This is a genomic window from Bradyrhizobium sp. CCBAU 51753 (genome assembly GCF_015291565.1).
In the GTDB taxonomy this organism is placed as follows: domain Bacteria; phylum Pseudomonadota; class Alphaproteobacteria; order Rhizobiales; family Xanthobacteraceae; genus Bradyrhizobium; species Bradyrhizobium ivorense.
Genome location: NZ_CP030037.1, coordinates 8933657 through 8950882, shown reverse-complemented (window position 1 = coordinate 8950882; position 17226 = coordinate 8933657). Strand labels below are relative to the sequence as shown.

Genomic DNA, 17226 nt, shown 5'->3' with positions numbered 1-17226 from the left:
TCACATGTCATTTGAACGCAACAATCTCACCCGCCGCCGCTTCATGAGCAATTTTGCCTTCGCCACCGGTGCGCTCGCCACCGGCGTCGGCAGCTGGGTGGTCCGGCCCGATTGGGCCAACGCCGCCGAGGGCCCGATCAAGGTCGGCATCGCCACCGACCTGACGGGCCCGATCGCCTATGCCGGCAACGCCGACGCCAATGTCGCAAAAATGGTGATCAAGGAGATCAACGCCGGCGGCGGCCTGCTCGGCCGGCCGCTCGAGCTTTATGTCGAGGACACTGCGTCGAACGAATCGGTCGCGGTCGGCAACGTCCGCAAGCTGATCCAGCGCGACAAGGTCGACATGGTGCTGGGCGGCATCACCTCGTCGATGCGCAACGCGATCAAGGATCCGATCGTGGCGCGCGGCAAGACGCTCTACATCTATCCGCAGCTCTACGAGGGCAAGGAGTGCACGCCCTATCTGTTCTGCACTGGCCCGACGCCGGCGCAGCAATGCGACGAGTTCATTCCCTGGCTGATCAAGAACGGCGGCAAGAAGTTCGCGCTGCCGAGCGCCAACTATGTTTGGCCGCACACCCTCAACGTCTACGCCCGCAAGGTGATCGAATCCAACGGCGGCGAGGTGGTGTTCGAGGAATACTACCCCCTCGACCAGGTCGATTTCTCCGCCACCGTCAACCGCATCGTCTCCAACAAGGTCGACGTGGTCTTCAACACCGTGATCCCGCCCGGCGTCGGTCCGTTCTTCAAGCAGCTCTATGAAGCCGGGTTCCTGAAGAGCGGCGGGCGGCTCGCCTGCGTCTACTATGACGAGAACACCCTCAACATCAATCAGGCCAACGAGATCGAGGGCCTGGCAAGCTGCCTCGACTATTTCAAGGTGCTGACCAAGGACGATCCGGTCAGCGCCAAAATCCAGGCGGCCTATGAGAAGGATTTTCCCGGCAACTTCCTGTTCGCCGCCGGCAGTGCCGCGACCGGCACCTATCGTGGCCTCAAGCTGTGGGAAGCGGCGGTCAAGGAGGCCGGCAAGGTCGATCGCGATGCGGTGGCGGCCGCGCTCGATCATGCCAAGATCGCGGAAGGTCCGGGTGGACCGGCCGAGATGGTGCCGGGCAAGCGGCACTGCAAGATGAACATGTACACCGCCGTCGCCAAGGCCGGGACCTATGAGGTCGTGGCGCGCAGCAACGGCCTGGTCGATCCCAAGGAATGCTAAAACGGAAGGCTAACAGGAATGCTGAGCGCGTGATGGGTGGAGCAAGGGAGGCCCTCGCCGAGGTCAGCGAGGGACCGGATGTGGTGACTGGTGAAACGGCGCCAGCCGCGGTTCCTGCGCGACGGCCCGTGCCGGGATGGAACGTGCTGCCGATCGTGGAAGGGCTGGTGCTGTTGATCGCACTGGTCCTGCCATTCGTGCTGCAGGATTACCTTACCGTGTTCGCCACCCGCGTGGTGATCCTCGCGCTGTTCGCGATCTCGTTCGATCTGGTGTGGGGCTATGCCGGCATCATGAGCTTTGGCCAGGCGCTGTTCTTCGGCGCCGCCGGCTACGGCGTCGCGCTCCTGGCGCGCGACCTCAACGTCACCTCGATCTTCCTGATCCTCCCCGCCGGCACGCTGATCGGGCTCACCGCGGCGCTGCTGCTCGGCGGCTTCCTGCTGCTCGGGCGCTACCCGTCGAGCGTGATCTTCGTCTCGCTCGGCACACTCACCGGCTCCTATGCGGCCGATCGCCTGGCGCGCGGCTGGTACTATCTCGGCGGCCAGAACGGCATCCCGTCGATCCCGCCGCTGTCGCTCGGCTCGATCGATATCTCGGAGGGGCCGGTCTACTACTACATGGCGCTCGGCATCCTCGTTGTCGTCTATCTGCTGTGCCGCTTCCTGGTGCGCTCGCAATTCGGCCTCGCACTGGCGGGCTTGCGCGAGAACGAGCAGCGCATCGCCTTCTTCGGCTACAAGGCGCAACACCTGAAGGCGATCGTGTTCGCGATCGGCGGCACCATCGCCGGCCTTGCCGGCAGCCTCTACGCGTTCCACGAGGGCTTCGTCTGGCCCAACATGCTGGGCGTCGTGTTCTCGACCCAGGTCGTGCTCTATGTGTTGTTCGGCGGCTCCGGCACGCTGATCGGCGCCGTGATCGGCACCGTTATCATCGAGGGCGTCAGCTTCTGGCTGTCGGACAATTATCGCGATATCTGGCCGATCATCCTCGGCGTGCTGCTGTTGCTCGTCATCATGTTCCGCCCGCTCGGGCTGATCTCCTTCGTGCTCGGCGAGCGCGAGCGGGTCGGCACGTTCGGCAAAGCGCCGAAGGAGGGCCGCTAATGCCGCTCCTCGAGGCCACCGGTGTCAGCAAGGTGTTCGGCAAGCTCACCGCGCTCGACGGCGCCGCGCTCACCGTCGGCGAGAACGAGTTTCACGGCCTGATCGGCCCCAACGGCTCCGGCAAGAGCACGCTGATGAAATGCGTCGCCGGCGCCGAGGTGCCGACCACGGGCAAGGTCTCCTTCATCAACACCGACATCACCGCGTTCACGCCGACCGAGCGCGCCCGCGCCGGCATGAGCCTGAAATTCCAGATCACCTCGGTGCTGCCGACGCTGACGCTGTACGACAACATTTTGCTGGCGCTGCAGGCGCAGTGCTCGCTGATCGACCTGGTGTTCTCGCGCACCCGCCGTGCCCTGCACGAGCAGGTGATGACGATGCTGACCCAGTTCCGCCTCGCCGATCGCGCCCACGATGCCGCCGCGACCCTGTCGCACGGCCAGCAGCAATGGCTGGAGATCGCGATGGCGCTGGCCGGCAAGCCGCGGCTGCTGCTGCTGGACGAGCCGACCGGCGGCATGAGCCTGGAGGAGCGCCGCGTCACCGGCGAATTGCTGCAGCCGATCAAGCAGCATTGCTCGCTGGTCATCGTCGAGCACGATCTCGATTTCATCCGCGACATCTGCGACCGCCTCACCGTGCTCGACCAGGGCAAGGTGCTGGCGTCGGGCACGGTGGCGGAGATCCAGAGCAACAAGAGCGTCCAGGAGATCTATCTGCGCCGTGCCTGACCAGTCCTTCCTCGACATCAAACATCTCGCGGCCGGCTATGGCCGCAGCCAGGTGCTGTTCGACGTCAATATCGGCATTCCCTGGCGCGGCGGCGTCGCGGTGCTCGGCCGCAACGGCGCCGGCAAGACCACGCTGATGAAGACCATCGTCGGCGAGCTCGCCAGCACCGAGGGCGAATTGACCTTCGACGGCCGCGACATCACCCGTAGCCGCACCGAGCAGCGCGTCCGCTCCGGCATCGGCTATGTGCCCCAGGAGCATTCGGTGTTCGCCCGCCTCTCGGTGCGCGACAACCTCGCGGTCGGCTCGCTGTTCAACAGGGATGCCAGTGCCGTCGACCGCGTGCTGGCGATCTTCCCAAAGCTCGGCCAACGCCTCGATCAGCCGGCCGGCACGCTGTCCGGCGGCGAACGCAAGATGCTAGCGATCGGCCGCGCCATGCTCGGCAATCCGAAACTGTTGTTGCTGGATGAGCCGACCGAGGGCGTCTGGATCGGCGTCATCGAGGAGATCACCGAGCGCTTGATTGAGCTCGCGAAGCAAATCGCCGTCGTCATCGTCGAGCAGCACCTCGACCTCGCACTCCGCGTCGCCGACTACGCCTACGTCCTCGACCGCGGCCGCGTCGCGCTGCAGGGCGAGGCGGGCAAGGTGCGGAGCGATCCGGAGCTGCTGCGGTATCTCGCGCCGTAGGTGGCGCTAGGCCAAACGCATCCTGCGTCGCAGATACCAGGCGGTTACCGAGCAGGTGATCCAGGCCAGCGACGCGGCGACGAACGCCGCCGAGACGCTGCGGTCCACCGTCAGCGCGAAGGCAAGCGCAAAAGCCAGCATCCCGAACGCTCCGAGCGCTGCGCCTGCGGCATCGAGCGCGGCCGCTTGCTGCCCGCGCCGCTCGCCATCCATGCCTGCGTCGCGCTTGCGGCGGATTTCATGCTTCTCGATCAGGGTCGCGCTGGCGCAGAAGATGGCTGGAAGCGCGAGAAAGGCACCTCCGATATACGCGCCGCAGTAGCTGCTGATCACGCCGGTGAAGACTGTTGCACCGCCGCCAAGCGCGAAGCGGATCAGATACTCGTACCAGCGGCCTTTCCTGAGCGAGGAGGTCGAGAAGCGGATCGGCGTCATGCCTGCGCTCCAGTGATGGTCAACAGACCGAAGACGGTCACCAGCCAGACGACAAGCGACAGCAATGTTGCAGGGATCGCGCGCAACCGTGCGCGAATGAGCAGTTGGCAGACGACGAAGCTGTAGACGGCGAGTGCAAGCGCGCCCGCGATCATCGCGCGGCTTTGCAGGCCGGCATAGTCGGCTCCGTGCTGGTACACTGCGATGCCGAGCGTCGCGAGCGCAACGGAGGGCGCAGCCCCGAGAAGGCCGGCGAAGCTCTTGGGACGCAGAACGTCGCCCAGCACCGCGAACAATGATACGACGACCCCGCCGAGCAGGAAGCGGACGACGTATTCGGTCATGGAGCTTTGCTCCGTGGCGTATCCCTGGCCGGATAGCCGGTCCACACGCGCAGGAGCCGCTCGAGGACCACTCCAAGCGCGAATCCCGCCACGACGTCGCTTGCCCAATGCGCGAGGATCGCAACGCGCGTCAGCGAGAGGCCGACGGCAAGCGCCTGGATAGCGCGGCGGGCGTTCCCCGGCAGCGTCGCAGCCGCTGATGCCAGCGCCCCCATGTGCAGTGCATGGCCGGATGGGAACGCATCGTCACGCTTGCCCGAAATCGAGATTCCGTGGACGTGTCCCACGACGGTCAGGCGGTCTGGGCGGGTCTGGTTGAACAGTATTTTCAGGCCGTGTGGCAGGAGCGTCGCCGCGACCGTCACGAGCAGCGCGTGGTTGCCGGCGCACTGCAGCGAGGCGCTGCGTCCGCGTGAGGCGAGCCAGCCGGCTGCGGCGAGAACAAGCAGCACCTTCTCGTCGGCGCCCCATGTCACTCCGCGAGCAATTTCTTCCGGGACCGGCGCGGTGTGGCGGGCGATCGCGCGCGCGATCGTGGCATCCGTCGTGGTCGGGCGAACGGTGATTGGGAAGGTCGACGCGTGTCTGCGTGCTCGAATTCCGGCTGGATTGCGCATGATCTTCAGAACCAAGGTCCATTCCAACGCGCAGAAAGCGGCGTGGGTCCAATTGGCTGGCCACCGGTGGAACAAAATGCAGCTCGACCCTCTTTAATTTTTCGCCCAGGTCGATCCCACGCGCGTTGCGGATGCAGCGCGTCAATCCTGGCGCGCGCGGGCAATTGGTGGCATTTCAAGGAGAGTTCTCAATGACGGAGCCGGACGTTCGCAAAGGGATGCCGCCCGTCAAGCTTTCGCGCGACGAGTTTGAGAAGCGTTACCGCAACCGGTTTGCCGATCCGGTCTTTCAATCCATGCAGAAGGAACTTGCGACGATCATCGCTGGAGCGTGGGACGCCTATAGTCATTCGCGCAAGGCGCCGGTTACGCGCAAGGCCGGGCCGGGTTTTGCGGATCCCGACTACGACGTTGCGGTCGATTGGCTTTCCGCACGCGATGCCATCCACGAGGCGCAGCGCCGCCACGACGCCCGAAACGAACAGCGGCATATCCTGCTGATCAACGGCTCCTCGCGCAGCGAGCATACCTGTCCAGGCGAGATGTCGAAGAGCTGGCGCATGGTCGAGATCGCCGAGTCCCGCTTTCGCGAGATCGGCCTTGCGGTCGACATTCTCGATCTGTCGCGGCTGACGTCCGAGTTCGGCAAAGTGATCCATCCTTGCAAGTCATGCGTATCCACATCGATGGCGCTCTGCCACTGGCCCTGCAGCTGCTACCCAAACTATGCGCTCGGGCAAACCGATGACTGGATGAACGAGATCTATCCGCTCTGGGTGCGTGCGCACGGCGTCATGATCATCACGCCTGTCAACTGGTATCAAGCGCCGACCGGACTCAAGGCGATGATCGATCGGCTGGTCTGCGCGGATGGTGGAAATCCCGATCCAACTTCAACGCACGGCAAGTCTGCGACGCAGGCCAAGGAGCTCGAGCTCAAGGGCTGGCCGTATCCCAAGCATTTGGGAGGCCGGCATTTTGGGATCGTGGTCCACGGTGACAGCATTGGCGCAGAGACGTGCCGCCGCCTTCTTGCGGACTGGCTGACCGATATGGAGCTGATATCGGCCGGCGGCATGGCGGAGGCGGATGGCTACATCGGCTACATGAAGCCCTACGCGACATCGCATCGGGACTTCGACGCAGACGAAGCCTTCCGGCACCAGGTGTTGAATGTCGCTCAGGCCCTTGGTGCCGCCGTCAAGCTTGCGTGCGCGGGGTCTCTAGAAGACCCTGGAAAAGGGCTCAAGGACCCGCAGCCGAAGTAGTCGGGTCCCTCCCAAGGAACGAAGCGCAGCTTGAGCTCACGTTGCAGGAAAGTATTCGAAAGCCACGGAATGTAGCCGTCCCCCGTCCAACTTCCTCGCAGGGCGCTCGAGCAGATTGGACAACGGGTATATTGGCCCGCCGCCACGGTTGCGCGGAAAGGCGCGGCCGTCGCGCCCTACTTCATCGCCGAGAAGCGATTGTCGAACGAGTTCGACTGCACCACCGGGGCGGCGCCGGCGAGCTGGCTGTTCGCGGCGGCCGGGGCCGGCGCAGCTGAGGCGGTGTCGGTGAGGGAGGGCTTCAGCGCCGGCTTGGCGGCCTGCTTCGGCTCGACCTTCGGGGCGACGCGAACCACCGATTGCGGCTTGGCTTCGGCGACCTTGGGCTTGGCCGGTGCCGCGGCGGCGGCCTTCGGGGCGGGGGCAGCGGCCGGGGTTGCGTCGGCAGCGGCGCTGCCGCCGAGGCCGACCTTGCGGGCGAAGCTCGAGAAGAAGCCTTCGGACTTCTCGGCCGGCGCCGCCGAGGCGACGCGGGTCGAGGAGGTCGTCGCCACCGCCGGCGGCTCCTCAGGCTGCGGGACCGCCGCCAAGACCGGCTTCGGCGGATTGACCGTGCCGGGGATGGTGCCGGGGGCGCGGGCCAGCGCCAGCGACTGCAAGTTCTGGCTGTCGCCGCCCTCGGAGAGGCCGGTATTTCCTTCCGGAATCTTGGAGGCGAAGATCGCGTTCATGCCGCCGTCGACGCCGGTATTCATCCGCGCCATCGGCGTGCCCTTGGAGATCAGCTTGGCCACCTCGGCGGCGTCCTTCTGCTCCTTCTCGCGCACGGCGCTCGCGATCTCCTCGGGGACCACATAGGCCGGGCACTTCGCGGACGCCTCGAACACCGGATCGCGGGTCGCGTTCGGCGGCTTGGCCGCGTCGAACACGTACTTCTTCTCGCAGAAGTCGACCTTCGGCTCCTGCCTCGTCACCTCGAAATGATCATAGCCTTCCTTGATCATCTTCCAGAAAGGCATGTTCGGATTGTTGCGGTGCTTGGCCATGTTCACCGGGGTCATCCGGAACGGATAGGCCTGCAGCTGGAACGCCTTCTGGCCGCCGAAGAAGGACTCGCGGCCGAGCGAATAGATTTCCGCGATCTGCTCGTCGGTCATCGCGTAGCAGCCGCGGGACGAGCAGTCGCCATGCACCATCAGCTGCGAACCGGTGCGGCCGAGCGCCTTGTCGAAGGCGTTGGGATAGCCGGTGTTGAACGACAGGTAATAGGCCGACTGCGGGTTCATCTGGCTCGGGTTGATCGAATAGAACCCCTCGGGTGCCTGGCGGTCGCCTTCCCGGATCTTCGGGCCGAGATCGCCCGACCAGCGGCAGATCGGATAGGTCTTCAGCAGCGCCATGCGGCCGGAGCGGTCCTGCTTCCAGACCTCAAGCTCGGCCTCCTGCTTGAACAGCCGCACCAGCATCGGCGACTGCAGGTCCATGTCCTTTTCGGCCATGGCGGCGATCAGCTTCGGCGGCACCGGCTGGTTGGCCTTGGCGTTCTGTGCGAGCGAGATCTGGTCGCTGTCACAACCGGCGAGCAGCACGCTCGCGGCCAGAGCCGCGGAAGCGAGAAGCGCGCGTACGAGCGTGCGATGAATCAAGTCCGAGCTCCACACCCACCGGGCGATTGTTCGCGACCCCAACACGGCGAACATGCCCTGAAGCCATTGTCTAAAATATTAGCCTTCGACACCCCCGGCCCGCAACTCGAACAGGGCCGACGCGCCCTCACGGTAGCAGGCATGGTTCAAGGAACGTTAAAGACCGGTCTCGGGGCCCAATTGAGGCCAAATTGCCCGATTTGGACGAAAAATCGGGCGTTTTGGCCAGATCAGCCGAGCTTGCGGCCGATGTCGAGGAATTTCTGGCGGCGCTGTTTGCGAATCGCGTCCGGATCAAGATTTCGTAGGTCGTTGAAGGCCTGGGCGATCGCATCGCCGGTGGTCGCGATCATCGCCGCCGCGTCGCGGTGGGCGCCCCCGGCGGGCTCCTTGATGATCTGGTCGATGACGCCGAAGCGCAGCATGTCCTGGGCGGTGATCTTCATGCTGTTGGCGGCTTCCTGCGCCTTGGTGCCGTCGCGCCACAGGATCGAGGACGCCGCCTCCGGCGAGATCACGCTGTAGATTGCATGCTCCAGCATCAGCACCCGGTTGGCGGTGGTGATGGCGATGGCGCCGCCGGACATGCCCTCGCCGGTGACGATCGCGACATTGGGTACGCCGAGCGACAGGCAGGCGTCGGTCGAGCGCGCGATCGCCTCGGCCTGGCCGCGCTCCTCGGCGCCGATGCCGGGATAGGCGCCGGCCGAATCGACGATCGACAGCACCGGGATGCCGAAGCGGTCGGCCATTTCCATCAGCCGCACCGCCTTGCGGTACCCTTCCGGCCGCGCCATGCCAAAATTGTGCTTGATACGGCTGTCGGTGGTGGCGCCCTTCTCCTGGCCGACCACGCAGATGCTCTCGCCGCGGAAGCGGCCAAAGCCGCCGATCAGGGCCTCGTCGTCGGCGAATTTGCGGTCGCCGGCCATCGGGGTGAATTCGGTCATCAGCCCGGTGATGAAGTCAGTGAAATGCGGCCGCTGCGGATGTCGCGCCACCAGCGTCTTCTGCCACGGCGTCAGATTGGCATAGAGCTCGGTCAGCGCCTGCGCCGCCTTGTCCTCGATCCGCGCGACCTCGTCGCCGATGTCGCTGCCCGAAGCGGCAAGCGCCCGCAACTCGTCGATCTTGGATTCAAGCTCGGCGACGGGTTTTTCGAAGTCGAGATAGCTGCGCATCGGTTCGGGCATCACGTCAATATAGGGAGGAAGGGAGCGCGGGGCGAAGCGGTTTTGGCGTCGGGTAGAGAAGTTTTGATACTTCAATTGGTTAACGCGCGTTCGGCGCGAACGCACGCTTCATCGCGAGCAGGCCACGCTCTTTCTGCGGAGACGGCGCGGAAGTCAAGGCGGCTCGTCGCCGTAGCCGGCGGCCGTGTAGCCCGGATTGCACTGCGCTTCATCCGGGCTGCGAAACGTGGATACCCTACGCCTTCTCGGCCAGCGGATGCAGGTCGCGGACCAGGCTCTTCAGCCGCTCCTCGACCACATGGGTGTAGATCTGGGTGGTCGAGATGTCGGTATGGCCGAGCAGGGTCTGCACGATGCGCAGGTCGGCGCCGTTGTGCAGCAGGTGACTGGCGAAGGCGTGGCGCAGCACGTGCGGGGAGACGAGGCGCGGCGCGAGGCCGGAGGCGCTCGCAAGCTCCTTGAGGTCGCGGGCAAAGTGCTGCCGGGTCAGATGGCCGCTCTCGCCGAACGAGGGAAACAGCCATTTCGACGGCGCGGCTTTCTTCTTGGCATCCGACTGCATCACGGCCATCGCCGCGAGGTAATCCGCCATCGCCTGGCGCGAAGCGTCGTTGAGCGGCACCAGCCGCTCCTTGTTGCCCTTGCCGCGCACCACGATCATCCGCGCGTCGCGCCGTGCCGCTGAGAGCGGCAGCGACACCAGTTCGGAGACGCGCAGGCCGGTGGCGTAGAGCACCTCGAGCAGGCAGTACAGCCGCAGCGCGCGCAAGCGCTGCGCCGGCGAGGCGTCGGTCTGGGTCAGCTCCTTGGCCCGCGCCAGCATGCGGTCGACGTCGGCGATCGACAGCACTTTCGGCAGGCCGCGGCCGCGCTTCGGGCCGGACAGGATCGCGGCCGGATCGTCGTCGCGGATCCGCTCGTTGAGCAGGAAGCGGTAGAGATGGCGCATCGCCGACAGCCGCCGCGCCACGCTGGAGGACTTGAAACCGCGCGTGTCGAGGTCGGCGAGATAGCCGCGCAGCGCCTCGGTGTCGGCGCCGGTAAAACTGGCGCCGGACCGGGCGAGGTAGTCGGAGAAGTCGGTGAGGTCGCGCCGGTAGGCGTCGAGCGTGTTGGCGCCGGCGCCCTGTTCCGCGGCGAGCATGTCGAGGAACAGCGCGGTCAGTTTGGCGTCGGAGGTCTTCGCGGACGTCTTGGCGGAGGTCTTGGCGGAGGTTTTGGCGGCAGCGGGCATGCCGGAACCATAGCGGCTATTTCTTGAGGAACTTATCCGGTGGGATGGTCACCGACATTTCCCGCGGCTTTGGGGTCACGAAATTGGCCAGCGCGAACAGAATGCCGTAGCCGATCCCGAAAATCACGGCGACGACCGTCAGGAAGCGGAACAGGCTGGGCATGGACGCGGCTCGGAGGGCAAAATAACCAATGGAATCATCCAACATGTTCCCCGCGCCGTTGCAAGAGTCGCTGGTAACGGTATCGCCGGGGGTAGTATAGGTGGCTCGAATTCCGGCAAATCGTCCCGTAACCTGAGCTTTTTGATGTCCGACGCAGCCGTCCCGGCACCGACCCATCCGACCCTCGAGGCCGACATCGCGGCCGCGCTGGGGTCGCGGTCGATCGTGCTGGTCGGGATGATGGGCGCCGGCAAATCGACCATCGGCCGGAGGGTCGCGGCGCGCTTAAAACTGCCCTTCACCGATGCCGACACCGAGATCGAGGCGGCGGCGGGGATGTCGATCCCGGAGATTTTCGAGACCCATGGCGAGCCGTATTTTCGCGACGGCGAGGCGCGGGTGATCGCCCGCATCCTCGACAGCGGCCCGATCGTGCTGGCGACCGGCGGCGGCGCCTTCATGCGCGAGGAGACCCGCAACCGGATCCGGGCGCACGCGGTCTCGATCTGGCTCAAGGCCGATACCGATATCATCATGCGGCGGGTGCGCCGCCGCGCCGATCGCCCGCTGCTGCAGACCGCCGATCCCGAGGCGACCGTCAACCGCCTGCTCAGCGAGCGCGAACCGGTCTACCAGAATGCCGACCTGACGATTGCCTCGCGCGACGTGCCGCACGATCGCATCGTCGACGAGTGTCTCGAGGCCCTGCACGCGCATCTGTGCGGCGCGCAGACGGCCGCCGAGCCTCCAACTGATGGAATCAACACGACCTCATGACCGCGCCCCTGAAGCACTCCGCATCCGTGACCGTCGATGTCGCGCTCGGCGACCGCGCCTATGACATCGTCATCGGCCGCGATGTGCTGGCCTCGCTGGGCGAACGTGTCGCGGCGCTGCGGCCCGGCGTGCGCACCGCCATCATCACCGATCGCACCGTCGCAAAACACTGGCTGGAGCCGGCCGAGGCCTCGCTCGCCGCCGCCGGCGTTCCGACCGCGCGCATCGTCGTCGAGGAAGGCGAAGGCTCGAAGAGCTACGCGACGTTGACTGAGGTCAGCGAGGCGCTGATCGCGGCGAAGATCGAGCGCAACGATCTGGTGATCGCGCTCGGCGGCGGCGTGGTCGGCGATCTCGCCGGGTTTGCGGCCGCGATCCTGCGCCGCGGCGTCGATTTCGTGCAGGTGCCGACCTCGCTGCTGGCGCAGGTCGACTCCTCCGTCGGCGGCAAGACTGGTATCAACTCGCCGCAGGGCAAAAATTTGATCGGTGCGTTCCACCAGCCGGTGCTGGTCATCGCCGACACCTCGGTGCTCGACACGCTGTCGCAGCGCCAGTTCCGCGCCGGTTACGCCGAGGTCGCGAAATACGGCATCCTCGGCGATGAAGCATTCTTCGCCTGGCTGGAAAAAAATCACGCCGATATCTTCTCGGGCGGCAGTGGGCGCGAGCACGCGATCGCCACCTCCTGCCGCGCCAAGGCGGGCGTGGTCTCCCGCGACGAGCGCGAGACCGGCGAGCGGGCACTGCTCAATCTCGGCCACACCTTCGGCCACGCGCTGGAGGCCGCCACCGGCTTCTCCGACCGCCTGTTCCATGGTGAGGGCGTCTCGGTCGGCATGGTGCTCGCGGCGGAATTCTCCGCGCAGCTCGGCATGATCTCGCCTGACGATGCGGCGCGCATCGCGCGGCATCTATCCGCGGTCGGATTGCCGACGCGGCTGCAGGACATCGCGGGCTTCACCCAGGAGGGGCTTGCGGACGCCGATGCGCTGCTGGCGCTGATGGCGCAGGACAAGAAGGTCAAGCGCGGCAAGCTCACCTTCATCCTGCTCGAAGCCGTCGGCCGCGCCGTGATATCAAACAATGTCGAGCCACAGCTGGTGCGCGACTTTCTGCAAGCCAAGTTGAAGGCCTAAACCACGGATCAAGTCAGTGGGCTGGTTCACCTTCTCGATCGTGCTGGTCTGTTTGTTCATCTCGGCGTTTTTCGCGGCGAGCGAGACCGCGCTGACCGGCGCCTCGCGCGCCAGCATGCTGCGGCTGTCGAAGCAGGGTAACGGCGATGCCAGCGTCGTCTCGAAGCTGATCAACATGCGCGAGCGTATGATCGGCGCGCTGCTGCTCGGCAACAACATCGCCAACATCGGTGCCTCGGCGCTGGCGACCGGCGTGTTCACCGCCTGGTTCGGCGATGTCGGCGTGCTCTACGCCACCGCCGTGATGACCGTGATGGTCGTGGTGTTCGCGGAGGTGCTGCCCAAGACCATCGCGATCAACGCGCCCGACCGCATCTCGCTCCTGGTCGCGCGGCCGATGCGGCTGACGATCTTCGTGCTGGGGCCGCTGCTCGCCATCATCGAGACCATCGTGCTGGCGCTGATGAAGCTGCTCGGCATCAAGGTCGGCGCGCACCAGGCGGTGCTGTCGCCGACCGAGCGTCTGCGCGGCGCGGTCGATCTGTTGCATCACGAAGGCAAGGTCGAGAAGCAGGACCGCGACATGCTCGGCGGCTTGCTCGACCTGCGCGAGCTGCAGGTTTCCGACGTGATGGTCCACCGCACCGAGATGACCATGGTCAACGCCGACCTGCCGCCCGAGGAGCTGGTGCGCGAGGTGCTGGCGAGCGAGTACACCCGCATTCCGCTGTGGCGGGAGAAGCCGGAGAACATCGTCGGCGTGCTGCACGCCAAGGACCTGCTGCGCGCAATGCGCGCCAATGAAGGCGACATGTCGTCGATCGACGCCTCGGCGATCGCGCTGCCGCCGTGGTTCGTGCCGGAGATGCGCCCGGTGTCCGAGCAGCTCAAGGCGTTCCGCCGCCGCAAGACCCACTTCGCGCTCGTGGTCGACGAGTATGGCGAGGTCGAAGGCATGGTGACGCTGGAGGACATTCTGGAGGAGATCGTCGGCGACATTTCCGACGAGCACGACGTCGTCGTCGCCGGCGTGCGCGCGCAGCCTGATGGTTCGGTGGTGGTCGACGGCTCGGTGCCGATCCGCGATCTCAACCGCGCGATGGACTGGCACCTGCCGGACGAGGAAGCCACCACGGTCGCCGGCCTCGTGATCCACGAGGCGCGCTCGATCCCCGAGCGCGGCCAGAGCTTCACCTTCCACGGCTTCCGCTTCCGTGTGCTCCGCCGCGAGCGCAACCGCATCACCGCACTGCGCATCGTCGCCGTCCCGCGCGACGCCGCCGAGTCCGAAGAGAAGAAGCCGAGGCGGGCGGGGACGGCGTTCTAGTCGCCTTGGCCGGCGCCAACCCATCACCGTCACCCTGAGAGGGTGTGAAGCTTTGTCCTCACCCACCGCTGTCATCGCCCGGCTCGACCGGGCGATCCAGTACGCCGTGGCCTCTCGCTTCTATCACCGGCGTCTCTGGAATACTGGATCACCCGGTCAAGCCGGGTGATGACACCGAGCAAGCTGAGCAAACCAACACTGTCACCCTGAGGTGGCCGCTTCTTCAGCGGCCCTCGAAGGGTCGACGGCCCGGCTGGTGGCCGATTCATCCTTCGAGGCTCGCAAGAGCTCGCGCCTCAGGATGACGGGTCTGAGAGTCGTTGGAGGGACTACTCGATATCGATCGAGATGCCCGACAGCTTCCAGGCGCCGTCGGAGGGGAAGAAGCCGAGCTGATACTTCACCTGCTTGGGCGTGGTGTCGAAATGGCCCTTCAGCCGCAGCACGCCCTTGTCGTCGATCTTGGCATCCTCGTCGAGGATGATCGGCTTGGCGACGATGGCATCGAACACCGCGTGCTTGTCGACCAGGTCCTTGAAAATCGTCTTCAGCTTGTCCGGCGTAAACTGGTCGCGGAACGGCTTTGAGATCTTGGCGTGGAACACGGTGAAATTATTGGACGCCACCGCGTCGTTGAGCGAGACCAGAATGCTCTTGATCAAGACTTCCTGAACGAACGGGCTCGGCATGTCGAGCGCCGGGGCTGGCCGTGTCGCGCAGAGCAGGAGCAGGCCGGCGGCGGCTGCGATCGCCCGGAAGCGTGGCCAGCAAGGGATCATCAACGGCCCCTCATCAATCGGCGGCGATGCGATCGTCAAGCTTGCCTGCGCGCAGATCGGGCAGGGCCATCGCCCGGAAGTATCTATCCTCAATAGATGAAATCCGCCCCGGCGTCTTGGGGCAAGCCCGCGCTAGCGCGGCTTTTCCCCCGGGGCGTAGCTATGGATCGCCAGCGCGTGCACGGAGCCCGCGAGTTCCTGCGCCAGCGTCGCATTTATCATGCGATGGCGTTCGATCCGGCTCTTCCCTTCGAAGGCCGGAGACACAATATATACTCGAAAATGTGTCTCGCCGCCTGGCCTGTGGCCGGCGTGGCCCTCATGCAGATGCGATTCATCGACCACGTCGAGGCTTTCCGGCAAGAAAGCTTCACGCAACTTGTTTATGATAGCGTCTTTGGTGCTCATGGCGGCGGCATTACGTTCGCGGTAGCTTTTCGTCAATGGTACAAGCGGGAAACGAGGTCTGCGCAATGTCAAGACTTGAAGATTTGTGCATTGCGTAGTCAAAGACAGCATGCCGATCGATTCATCCAAATTCTTCGACTCCATTCGCATCAAGCCGACCAAGGTGAGTGCGAAGCGCCAGGCGCAGGCCGGCGAGCAGGCGTTTGCCTGTGAGTGGGCGGGTTGCCAGAACAAGGGCGCGCACCGCGCCCCGAAGGGCCGTGAGAATTCGCGCGAGTACTGGCACTTCTGCCTCGACCACGTGCGTGAGTACAACCAGTCCTACAATTTCTTCCAGGGCATGAATCCGGACGACGTCGCGCGCTACCAGAAGGACGCGCTGACCGGCCATCGCCCGACCTGGAAGATGGGCGCCAACAGCGGCAAGAAGGACGAGGCCGGTTTCGACGCCGCGCACGATCCGTTCCACATGTTCTCCGAGCTCAACGGCCGCGGGCGCTGGCGCCCCGGTCCGGGTGGCGCGGAGCAGGCCAAGCCGGAAGCGCGCAAGGTCATGAACGCCGAGCGCAAGGCGCTGCAGGTGATGGGGCTCGGCGCCGGCGCGACGCTGGAAGACGTCAAGTCGAAGTACAAGGCGCTGGTCAAGCAGCACCACCCCGACGCCAATGGCGGCGACCGCTCCACCGAGGATCGCCTGATCGAGATCATCAAGGCGTATAATTATCTCAAGACCGTGGTGCGCGAGGCCTAACTCGCCGTCGTCCCTGCACGAAGCTGTGTAGTTTCGCACCTTCCCTTGAAAAGGGGAGGTCGCTTTGCTCGCCAGAGCAAAGCGGGTGGGGATCTGGTCTCTCCACCGACGCTATCGCCTGTGGCTGACCCCCATCCCGACCTTCCCCCTTTCAGGGGGAAGGAGAAGAGCTCTTGTAGCCCGGATGGAGCGCAGCGTAATCCGGGGCCTCTGTATCCGCGGCAAGGCCGTTCCCGGATTTCGCTGCGCTTCATCCGGGCTACGGTTTTTCAGCCCTTCGGCATGGCCCCGACATAGGACGAGCTCGGTCGGATCAGCCGTCCGGTGCGCCGGTGCTCCAGGGCGTGCGCAGTCCAGCCGGCGGCGCGAGCGACGGCGAAGATCGGCGTGAACGCCTGGCGCGGGATTTCCAGCGCGTCGAGCAGGATCGCGGTGAAGAACTCGACATTGGTCTCGAGCGGCCGCTCCGGATTCTTCTTTCGCAGCGCTGCGCGGATATAGGCCTCGACTTCGCCGGCAAACGGCAGGTCGGCGCCGTCGGCCGCCAGCCGCTCGATCGCGGCCTTCAGCACGTCGGCGCGCGGGTCGCGCACGCGATAGACCCGGTGGCCGAAGCCCATCAGGCGCTCGCCGCGCGCCAGCGCGTCGTCGACCCAGGGCTTGATGCGCTCGCGGGTGCCGATCGCATCCAGCATCTCCAGCACCGGCTCCGGCGCGCCGCCATGCAGCGGGCCGGTCAGCGCGCAATAGCCGCCGGTGATGGCCGCGAACAGGTCGGCCTGCGTCGAGGCGATCACCCGCGTGGTGAAGGTCGAGGCATTCATGCCGTGATCGCAGACGGTGACGAGGTAGGTATCGAGCGCGGTGGCTTCGCGCGGCTCGATCTTGCGCCCCAGCAGCATGCGCAGCGCGTCGGTGGCGTGGCCGACGTTCGGGTCGGGCGCGATCGGATCGTTGCCCCTCGCGCGCTGCACCAGGGCGCCCGCGATCACAGGAAATGCGCCGACAATCACCGCCTCATGCTCCAGCCCGCTCTCGCCGCGCAGCCCCGCGATCGCGGCGCGAAAGCCGTCCACGATCGACATGCCGCGGGTGGCCGGCAGCAGGTCGGGCAGGCGGGCGAAGGCGCGTTCGCGGGCGGCGCCCAGGCTGGCGCGGACATTGGCCTCGGTCAGCGCCTTGCCGCTGGCGCTGTTCCACAACCGCGCGGTGACGCCCTCAAAGCTCGACTTGCCCGCGAGGTTGGCGACGTGCTCGCCGGCGATGATCAGTTCGCCGCGCTCGCCGTCGACATGGCTCAACACGGTCTCGGCGGCGGGGACGCCGTCCAGGCCGATCTGGCTTTTGGTGAGATGCATGGTCATGGCCGATCTCCTTGTT

19 protein-coding genes are annotated in these 17226 nt (G+C 65.6%); 9 read left to right on the top strand and 10 right to left on the bottom strand.

The window, feature by feature from the left end; translation table 11 throughout:
- Positions 1 to 4 precede the first annotated feature (4 nt).
- The 4 genes from XH93_RS41060 to XH93_RS41045 are packed head-to-tail and all read left to right on the top strand — an operon-like array spanning position 5 to position 3765.
- Positions 5 to 1225 carry a substrate-binding protein gene (locus XH93_RS41060; protein WP_194471808.1) on the top strand — a complete coding sequence of 407 codons (1221 nt, stop codon included), beginning with the start codon at positions 5 to 7 and terminating at the stop codon, positions 1223 to 1225.
- 32 nt (positions 1226 to 1257) lie between these two features.
- On the top strand, positions 1258 to 2337 hold the full coding sequence (locus XH93_RS41055; RefSeq protein WP_246799445.1) for a branched-chain amino acid ABC transporter permease: 1080 nt from the start codon (positions 1258 to 1260) through the stop codon (positions 2335 to 2337).
- Positions 2337 to 3071, top strand: coding sequence for an ABC transporter ATP-binding protein (locus XH93_RS41050; RefSeq protein ID WP_194471806.1), 735 nt, complete (start codon positions 2337 to 2339; stop codon positions 3069 to 3071). Before XH93_RS41055 ends, XH93_RS41050 begins: the two co-directional genes overlap by 1 nt.
- Positions 3064 to 3765, top strand: coding sequence for an ABC transporter ATP-binding protein (locus XH93_RS41045; protein ID WP_194471805.1), 702 nt, complete (start codon positions 3064 to 3066; stop codon positions 3763 to 3765). Before XH93_RS41050 ends, XH93_RS41045 begins: the two co-directional genes overlap by 8 nt.
- Before the next feature lie 6 nt (positions 3766 to 3771).
- Here the strand turns inward: XH93_RS41045 and XH93_RS41040 are convergent, their stop codons facing one another.
- The 3 genes from XH93_RS41040 to XH93_RS41030 are packed head-to-tail and all read right to left on the bottom strand — an operon-like array spanning position 3772 to position 5161.
- Positions 3772 to 4200: a hypothetical protein gene (locus XH93_RS41040; RefSeq protein ID WP_194471804.1), complete on the bottom strand. Its 429-nt coding sequence runs from the start codon at positions 4198 to 4200 to the stop codon at positions 3772 to 3774.
- A complete protein-coding gene (locus XH93_RS41035) occupies positions 4197 to 4544 on the bottom strand; it encodes a DUF3147 family protein (RefSeq protein WP_139481738.1) in 348 nt (115 codons plus the stop codon). Before XH93_RS41035 ends, XH93_RS41040 begins: the two co-directional genes overlap by 4 nt.
- On the bottom strand, positions 4541 to 5161 hold the full coding sequence (locus XH93_RS41030; protein WP_194475536.1) for a phosphatase PAP2 family protein: 621 nt from the start codon (positions 5159 to 5161) through the stop codon (positions 4541 to 4543). Before XH93_RS41030 ends, XH93_RS41035 begins: the two co-directional genes overlap by 4 nt.
- Positions 5162 to 5352: 191 nt before the next feature.
- Between XH93_RS41030 and XH93_RS41025 the strand changes: the two genes are divergently transcribed.
- Positions 5353 to 6429, top strand: coding sequence for a flavodoxin family protein (locus tag XH93_RS41025; RefSeq protein ID WP_194471803.1), 1077 nt, complete (start codon positions 5353 to 5355; stop codon positions 6427 to 6429).
- Positions 6430 to 6605: 176 nt separating this feature from the next.
- Here the strand turns inward: XH93_RS41025 and XH93_RS41020 are convergent, their stop codons facing one another.
- The 4 genes from XH93_RS41020 to XH93_RS41005 form a co-directional block, all read right to left on the bottom strand.
- The gene (locus XH93_RS41020; RefSeq protein ID WP_194471802.1) at positions 6606 to 8075 is read right to left on the bottom strand and encodes a murein L,D-transpeptidase family protein; all 1470 of its coding nucleotides are present in this window, start codon (positions 8073 to 8075) and stop codon (positions 6606 to 6608) included.
- 230 nt (positions 8076 to 8305) lie between these two features.
- Complete coding sequence (locus tag XH93_RS41015) at positions 8306 to 9268, bottom strand: acetyl-CoA carboxylase carboxyltransferase subunit alpha (RefSeq protein ID WP_139481741.1); 963 nt, start codon at positions 9266 to 9268, stop codon at positions 8306 to 8308.
- Between the two features lie 235 nt (positions 9269 to 9503).
- Positions 9504 to 10502, bottom strand: coding sequence for a site-specific tyrosine recombinase XerD (gene xerD, locus XH93_RS41010; protein ID WP_194471801.1), 999 nt, complete (start codon positions 10500 to 10502; stop codon positions 9504 to 9506).
- Positions 10503 to 10518: 16 nt separating this feature from the next.
- Entirely contained in the window at positions 10519 to 10665 is a 147-nt protein-coding gene (locus XH93_RS41005; protein WP_139481818.1) for a histidine kinase, read from the bottom strand.
- A 144-nt stretch (positions 10666 to 10809) separates the two neighbouring features.
- On the opposite strand from XH93_RS41005, the gene XH93_RS41000 reads away from it, so the two are divergent.
- The 3 genes from XH93_RS41000 to XH93_RS40990 are packed head-to-tail and all read left to right on the top strand — an operon-like array spanning position 10810 to position 13908.
- Positions 10810 to 11442, top strand: a complete 633-nt coding sequence (locus XH93_RS41000) for a shikimate kinase (RefSeq protein ID WP_194471800.1) — start codon at positions 10810 to 10812, stop codon at positions 11440 to 11442.
- On the top strand, positions 11439 to 12581 hold the full coding sequence (gene aroB / locus XH93_RS40995; protein ID WP_194471799.1) for a 3-dehydroquinate synthase: 1143 nt from the start codon (positions 11439 to 11441) through the stop codon (positions 12579 to 12581). The genes XH93_RS41000 and aroB overlap by 4 nt, the downstream gene beginning before the upstream one ends.
- 16 nt (positions 12582 to 12597) lie before the next feature.
- Complete coding sequence (locus XH93_RS40990) at positions 12598 to 13908, top strand: HlyC/CorC family transporter (protein ID WP_139481745.1); 1311 nt, start codon at positions 12598 to 12600, stop codon at positions 13906 to 13908.
- Positions 13909 to 14237: 329 nt separating this feature from the next.
- On the opposite strand, the gene XH93_RS40985 is transcribed toward XH93_RS40990, so the two are convergent.
- Together XH93_RS40985 and XH93_RS40980 are read right to left on the bottom strand one after the other, a co-directional pair.
- Positions 14238 to 14687 carry a hypothetical protein gene (locus XH93_RS40985; RefSeq protein WP_139481746.1) on the bottom strand — a complete coding sequence of 150 codons (450 nt, stop codon included), beginning with the start codon at positions 14685 to 14687 and terminating at the stop codon, positions 14238 to 14240.
- Between the two features lie 132 nt (positions 14688 to 14819).
- Positions 14820 to 15095 carry a BolA family transcriptional regulator gene (locus tag XH93_RS40980; RefSeq protein WP_139481819.1) on the bottom strand — a complete coding sequence of 92 codons (276 nt, stop codon included), beginning with the start codon at positions 15093 to 15095 and terminating at the stop codon, positions 14820 to 14822.
- Positions 15096 to 15204: 109 nt separating this feature from the next.
- Here XH93_RS40980 and XH93_RS40975 point away from each other — a divergent pair, with 109 nt between their 5' ends.
- The gene (locus tag XH93_RS40975) at positions 15205 to 15846 is read left to right on the top strand and encodes a J domain-containing protein (protein WP_194471798.1); all 642 of its coding nucleotides are present in this window, start codon (positions 15205 to 15207) and stop codon (positions 15844 to 15846) included.
- A 269-nt stretch (positions 15847 to 16115) separates the two neighbouring features.
- Here the strand turns inward: XH93_RS40975 and XH93_RS40970 are convergent, their stop codons facing one another.
- Positions 16116 to 17210 (bottom strand): citrate synthase/methylcitrate synthase, encoded by a 1095-nt coding sequence (locus tag XH93_RS40970; RefSeq protein ID WP_194471797.1) that lies wholly within the window; start codon positions 17208 to 17210, stop codon positions 16116 to 16118.
- Between the last annotated feature and the right edge of the window lie 16 nt (positions 17211 to 17226).

Excerpts from the sequence above, each read along its gene's own strand:
- XH93_RS41055 (WP_246799445.1), top strand. The coding sequence starts at position 1,258 with ATGGGTGGAGCAAGGGAGGCCCTCGCCGAGGTCAGCGAGGGACCGGAT.
- XH93_RS41030 (WP_194475536.1), bottom strand. The coding sequence starts at position 5,161 with ATGCGCAATCCAGCCGGAATTCGAGCACGCAGACACGCGTCGACCTTC.
- xerD (WP_194471801.1), bottom strand. The coding sequence starts at position 10,502 with ATGCCCGCTGCCGCCAAAACCTCCGCCAAGACCTCCGCCAAGACGTCC.
- XH93_RS41040 (WP_194471804.1), bottom strand. The coding sequence starts at position 4,200 with ATGACGCCGATCCGCTTCTCGACCTCCTCGCTCAGGAAAGGCCGCTGG.
- XH93_RS41005 (WP_139481818.1), bottom strand. The coding sequence starts at position 10,665 with ATGCCCAGCCTGTTCCGCTTCCTGACGGTCGTCGCCGTGATTTTCGGG.
- XH93_RS41050 (WP_194471806.1), top strand. The coding sequence starts at position 2,337 with ATGCCGCTCCTCGAGGCCACCGGTGTCAGCAAGGTGTTCGGCAAGCTC.
- XH93_RS40980 (WP_139481819.1), bottom strand. The coding sequence starts at position 15,095 with ATGAGCACCAAAGACGCTATCATAAACAAGTTGCGTGAAGCTTTCTTG.
- XH93_RS41035 (WP_139481738.1), bottom strand. The coding sequence starts at position 4,544 with ATGACCGAATACGTCGTCCGCTTCCTGCTCGGCGGGGTCGTCGTATCA.
- XH93_RS40985 (WP_139481746.1), bottom strand. The coding sequence starts at position 14,687 with ATGATCCCTTGCTGGCCACGCTTCCGGGCGATCGCAGCCGCCGCCGGC.
- aroB (WP_194471799.1), top strand. The coding sequence starts at position 11,439 with ATGACCGCGCCCCTGAAGCACTCCGCATCCGTGACCGTCGATGTCGCG.
- XH93_RS40975 (WP_194471798.1), top strand. The coding sequence starts at position 15,205 with ATGCCGATCGATTCATCCAAATTCTTCGACTCCATTCGCATCAAGCCG.
- XH93_RS41000 (WP_194471800.1), top strand. The coding sequence starts at position 10,810 with ATGTCCGACGCAGCCGTCCCGGCACCGACCCATCCGACCCTCGAGGCC.
- XH93_RS41015 (WP_139481741.1), bottom strand. The coding sequence starts at position 9,268 with ATGCCCGAACCGATGCGCAGCTATCTCGACTTCGAAAAACCCGTCGCC.
- XH93_RS41025 (WP_194471803.1), top strand. The coding sequence starts at position 5,353 with ATGACGGAGCCGGACGTTCGCAAAGGGATGCCGCCCGTCAAGCTTTCG.
- XH93_RS40970 (WP_194471797.1), bottom strand. The coding sequence starts at position 17,210 with ATGACCATGCATCTCACCAAAAGCCAGATCGGCCTGGACGGCGTCCCC.
- XH93_RS41060 (WP_194471808.1), top strand. The coding sequence starts at position 5 with ATGTCATTTGAACGCAACAATCTCACCCGCCGCCGCTTCATGAGCAAT.